This window comes from Frankia sp. CcWB2, assembly GCF_977927585.1.
Genome location: NZ_CDWRCM010000229.1, coordinates 1 through 3951, shown reverse-complemented (window position 1 = coordinate 3951; position 3951 = coordinate 1). Strand labels below are relative to the sequence as shown.

Genomic DNA, 3951 nt, shown 5'->3' with positions numbered 1-3951 from the left:
CCGGCCGCCGATGAACGCGCTGGATTCCACGGTCGCCGCGGAGCTGCGGACCGCCGCGGTCGAGGCGACCCGGCGGTCGGACGTCCGCGCGGTGGTGCTCTATGGCGGGGAGAAGGTGTTCGCCGCCGGGGCCGACATCCGGCAGATGGCGCCGATGGGTTACGCCGAGGTATCCGCCTGGGTGGGCGATCTGAACTCCACCTTCGAGGTCGTGGCCCGGATCCCGAAGCCCGTGGTCGCCGCGGTGACGGGCTATGCCCTGGGCGGCGGGTTGGAGCTTGCCCTGTGCGCGGACGTGCGGGTCCTGGCCGAGGACGCCCGGGTCGGCCAGCCCGAGATCCTGCTCGGAGTGATCCCCGGTGCGGGGGGCACCCAGCGGCTGCCGCGCCTGATCGGCCCGTCCCGCGCCAAGGACCTCATCTTCAGCGGCCGGCAGGTCCGGGCGGCCGAGGCCGCGGAGATCGGCCTGGCCGACGCCGTCGTTTCCGCGGGTGAGGTGTACGTGCAGGCGAAGCGGATCGCGGGCCGGTACACGAACGGCCCGGCGATGGCGCTCGCGGCGGCGAAGCACGCGGTCGACGACGGCGCGGAGATCGCGCTGGCCGAGGCGCTGCGCCTGGAGGCGGCGCTGTTCGCCGGGCTGTTCGCCACCGAGGACCGGCGGATCGGAATGGAGTCCTTCCTCGAGAGCGGGCCCGGCAAGGCCGACTTCATCGGCCGCTGACCGGAACCCCGTGCGGTGCCTGTGGTAGGGGTCCCCGGATGGCGCCGAAGGCGCCAGGGGGCTACCGCATGGCCAGGTCGGCGATGACCGGCCGGTGGTCGCTGCCGAAGTCGCCGCCGACCTCGAAACCCGTCACCGCAAACGCGGGTGAGGCCAGCACGTGGTCGATGCGCAGCACGGGCGGCAGGATCAGGCTCTTGGAGTTCCAGGTCGGTTGCCACCCGCCGCCGACGACGTCGTGCGCGTCGCGTACCCCCGAGCTCACCAGCCGGCGGAACGGCCGGTGGTCCCGGGTGGCATTGAAGTCGCCGGCCATGACGACCGGCAGCGTGGCGTGCTCGAGTTGCGCGCGCAGCGTGTCGAGCTGGGTCCGCCACTGGTCGGTGTAGGCGCTGGTCGTCGGTGAGATCGTGTGCACCGCGTACACGACGAAGCGTCGACGCTCATCCACCTCCACGGTGGCCCGCAACGACATCGATCCGCCGACGACCGGGGCCGCGGCGTCGTGCAGCGGGAAGCGGGAGAACACGGCGGCGCCGAACGCACCCGGCTCCGGGTACACCTCGCGGTACCGGTAGCTCGCCAGCGCCCCGGACGAGGTGACCCGCGCCAGGGTGAGCGGGGAGAGCTCCACGAGGACGAGCACGTCCGGGTTCGCGGCGCGGATCTGCGTGCCCAGTCGGTCGGCGCGGTCGTTGTAGTAAAGCAGGTTTGCCGACATCACCCGCAGGCGCGCGGCACCCTGCGGGGCCTCCTCGGCGCCGCCGGGGAGAACCTCGGGCAGGGTCCAGAACAGATGGATGGCGATCAGGGCCATGGAGATGATCATCAGCAGGTTGCGGCGGAGTGCGAAGGCCACCGCCACGGTGGCGTAGGCCGGGAGGTAGAGCAGTTCGGTCCCGGCGTTGATCGCGGAGTAGGGCCAGCCCACCGCATCGTCGAGATGGGCCAACCGGCCGAGGGCGACCCCCCCGAGCCCGGCCGCTGTGACCCACGCGACGATCACGACCAGGGGGCGGACCGGGAAGGCCGGGCGCGGCCGGGGCTCCGGGGCGGCGACCGGGATGTTCTTGTGCCGGGAGATGGGGTCGATGTCCGGCACGGCGGAACCGGACTCCTGCGCGGAACTCACTGCACTAGAGTGCCCGGCTGGCAGGGCTGTCCGGGAGGCGGGTGCTCCCGGACAGCCCGTTCGGTGGTGAGACGTCGGTAACGGTGGGGCCGATGGCCGTGGCTTGCCGGCGCCGGGAGCCGTCGGCGCTGAAGTCGTCGGCGCCCGTGCGACGGCTATCGGTGACCGGTCAGGTGGCGGCTGTGGCGTCGGCGGTGGCGCCGACCAGTGGGCGCGCCCGTTCGTGCCATTCGCGGACCGCCACCGTCGGGTGCGTGTCGAGCTCACGGTCCAGCTCCCGCAGCTTCTCGGTGACCCGGGAGGACGGCAGCTGCCCGGCGACGGAGACGGCTCGGTAGCCCGCCTCCAGGGCGGCCTCCAGGTCCGGAGTCGGTCGGCGCAGGTAGGCCAGGGCGAGGTCGGCCTCGGCGTAGCTGCGGGTTCGGGCGCGCGCCGCGCCCTGCAGGCTCCGGGCCTCGAGCAGTTTCGTCTCGGCCGGTCGGGCGCGGCCCAGCAGTAACAGGCAGTGACCATGGCACTCGGCGACGCCGCCGGCGTTGTAGTGGCCGGCCCAGGACGGTCCGTCGTCCCCGTCGCTGCGCGCGATCGCCCGGTCCATCTTGTCCAGGGCCTCTATGCAACCGGCCTCGTCACGGTTGCGTGCCAGCGCCCAGGCATGCTTGTCGTGCAGCATGGCCTGCACAGCATACGAGGAGTGCCGCACCGCGCGGCCGAGGGCCGCCCGGGCCAGGGCGAGGCTCTGCCGGGGATGGCCCAGCCGGGCGGCCTGGTCGCTCATTGCGGACAGCACCCGGCCGGCGAGCATGGCGTCGTCGGCGTGCTCGGCGAGGCTGAGGGCCTGGATGTAGTAGCGATGCGAGAGGGCCTGCCGGTTGCTGTCCTGGGCGAGCCACCCGCTGAACTGGGTCAGCTCGGCCAGCGCACTGAACAGGTAGAGGCTCGGCCGTCCCTCCCGGGCGGCCCGGGCCCGGTCGTGCAGAAAGGCGACGACCTGAGGCCGGATCTCGTCGCCGCCGAACTTCGCGTCCAGTCGGCGGAAGGTCTCGGTCATATCCCGGATCACGGTGCCGGCGGAGGCTCCCGTCGGTTCCGGCCCGACGATCCGGTCAACCACTCCGGTGAGGCTGGAGAGGACCGGATCGGCGAAGGCCGATGCGATGAAGGCCGTTCCGTCGTGTAACAGGTCGCGTCGCCGCATGTCTCGTCCCGATAGTCCGGCAAGGGTGCTGAGGGTCTCGGTGGGTGCGTTCGAGCTCGACAGCCCGAGGTCGTCGCGTTCATAGGACTCCCCGCGCCAGCCCAGATCCACCGGCCGGACCGGGTATCCCAGGGCCGCGGACATCTCGGCCGCCGCGAGTTCGGCGACCATCGGGTCACGCGGCCGCATCCCGCGACGCCAGTGACCGACGGTGGTCCTGGCCAGGCCCAGTTCGATCCGGCGTTGATGGCGGGCGCGGGCGTTCACCTGCCGGGCGAACCGGGTGTCGGATACCCCGGCCTCCCGCAGCAGGCGCGCGAACTGGGTCACGGGAGAGGGATTTTCAGACGACGTATTCGACATGTGTCCCCCGTCTAGGTAAAGGTGACTTAAATCCACAATGTCGGTGCCTTGCGCACCTCTTGGGCAGAAAGTAGCCGAGCAGTCACCTTGCAAGGAAGAGGGTGTGCATAACCCGGCCGGAATGCACGACGAGTCGGGACCGATGCCTCTAGCGGATCCCCGGATGGCCGGTAAAAGAAGGTGCGGAATATCTCAATCGGTTACGGAAAGCGGCGGATCCATTTTCTGCACATACATCTGCATGGGAGTCGAAATGAAATAACTTGCGCGTTTCGAACCCTCCACGGGCCTGTGACCTGCGATGATGCTCTCGATCACGTATTTGTTACTTCATTACGTCCCCATGGCGCGTCTGCGCGCCCCGGGGGGGGTGCGGAGGGCCGGAGAGGGGCCCGGACGGATCGTCATCGGGGGCGTCTTGTCCCGCTCTGGGGGGAAGCGGCCGTGACGATGCATCCGGCCGGGGGTATGGTTCCGCCCGGCCGGACGGACTAGTACTCCAACCCGACTTTTGTGATCAGTTGAGTTGTAGCT

At 70.6% G+C, this 3951-nt stretch carries 4 protein-coding genes; 2 read left to right on the top strand and 2 right to left on the bottom strand.

The features are described from left to right. Positions 1 to 724 (top strand): enoyl-CoA hydratase/isomerase family protein (locus tag ACY45C_RS18940; protein ID WP_462188916.1); only part of this gene is annotated, 724 nt, incomplete at its 5' end. A 61-nt stretch (positions 725 to 785) separates the two neighbouring features. Here the strand turns inward: ACY45C_RS18940 and ACY45C_RS18935 are convergent. Together ACY45C_RS18935 and ACY45C_RS18930 are read right to left on the bottom strand one after the other, a co-directional pair. Further along, on the bottom strand, positions 786 to 1817 hold the full coding sequence (locus ACY45C_RS18935) for an endonuclease/exonuclease/phosphatase family protein (protein ID WP_462188918.1): 1032 nt from the start codon (positions 1815 to 1817) through the stop codon (positions 786 to 788). Positions 1818 to 2025: 208 nt separating this feature from the next. Then, positions 2026 to 3417, bottom strand: a complete 1392-nt coding sequence (locus ACY45C_RS18930; RefSeq protein WP_462188915.1) for a transcriptional regulator — start codon at positions 3415 to 3417, stop codon at positions 2026 to 2028. A gap of 301 nt (positions 3418 to 3718) precedes the next feature. Between ACY45C_RS18930 and ACY45C_RS18925 the strand changes: the two genes are divergently transcribed. Further along, positions 3719 to 3865, top strand: coding sequence for a hypothetical protein (locus ACY45C_RS18925; protein WP_462188914.1), 147 nt, complete (start codon positions 3719 to 3721; stop codon positions 3863 to 3865). Positions 3866 to 3951 lie beyond the last annotated feature (86 nt).

Coding starts and splice junctions, on each gene's coding strand:
- ACY45C_RS18930 (WP_462188915.1), bottom strand. CDS start 3,417: ATGTCGAATACGTCGTCTGAAAATCCCTCTCCCGTGACCCAGTTCGCG.
- ACY45C_RS18925 (WP_462188914.1), top strand. CDS start 3,719: ATGATGCTCTCGATCACGTATTTGTTACTTCATTACGTCCCCATGGCG.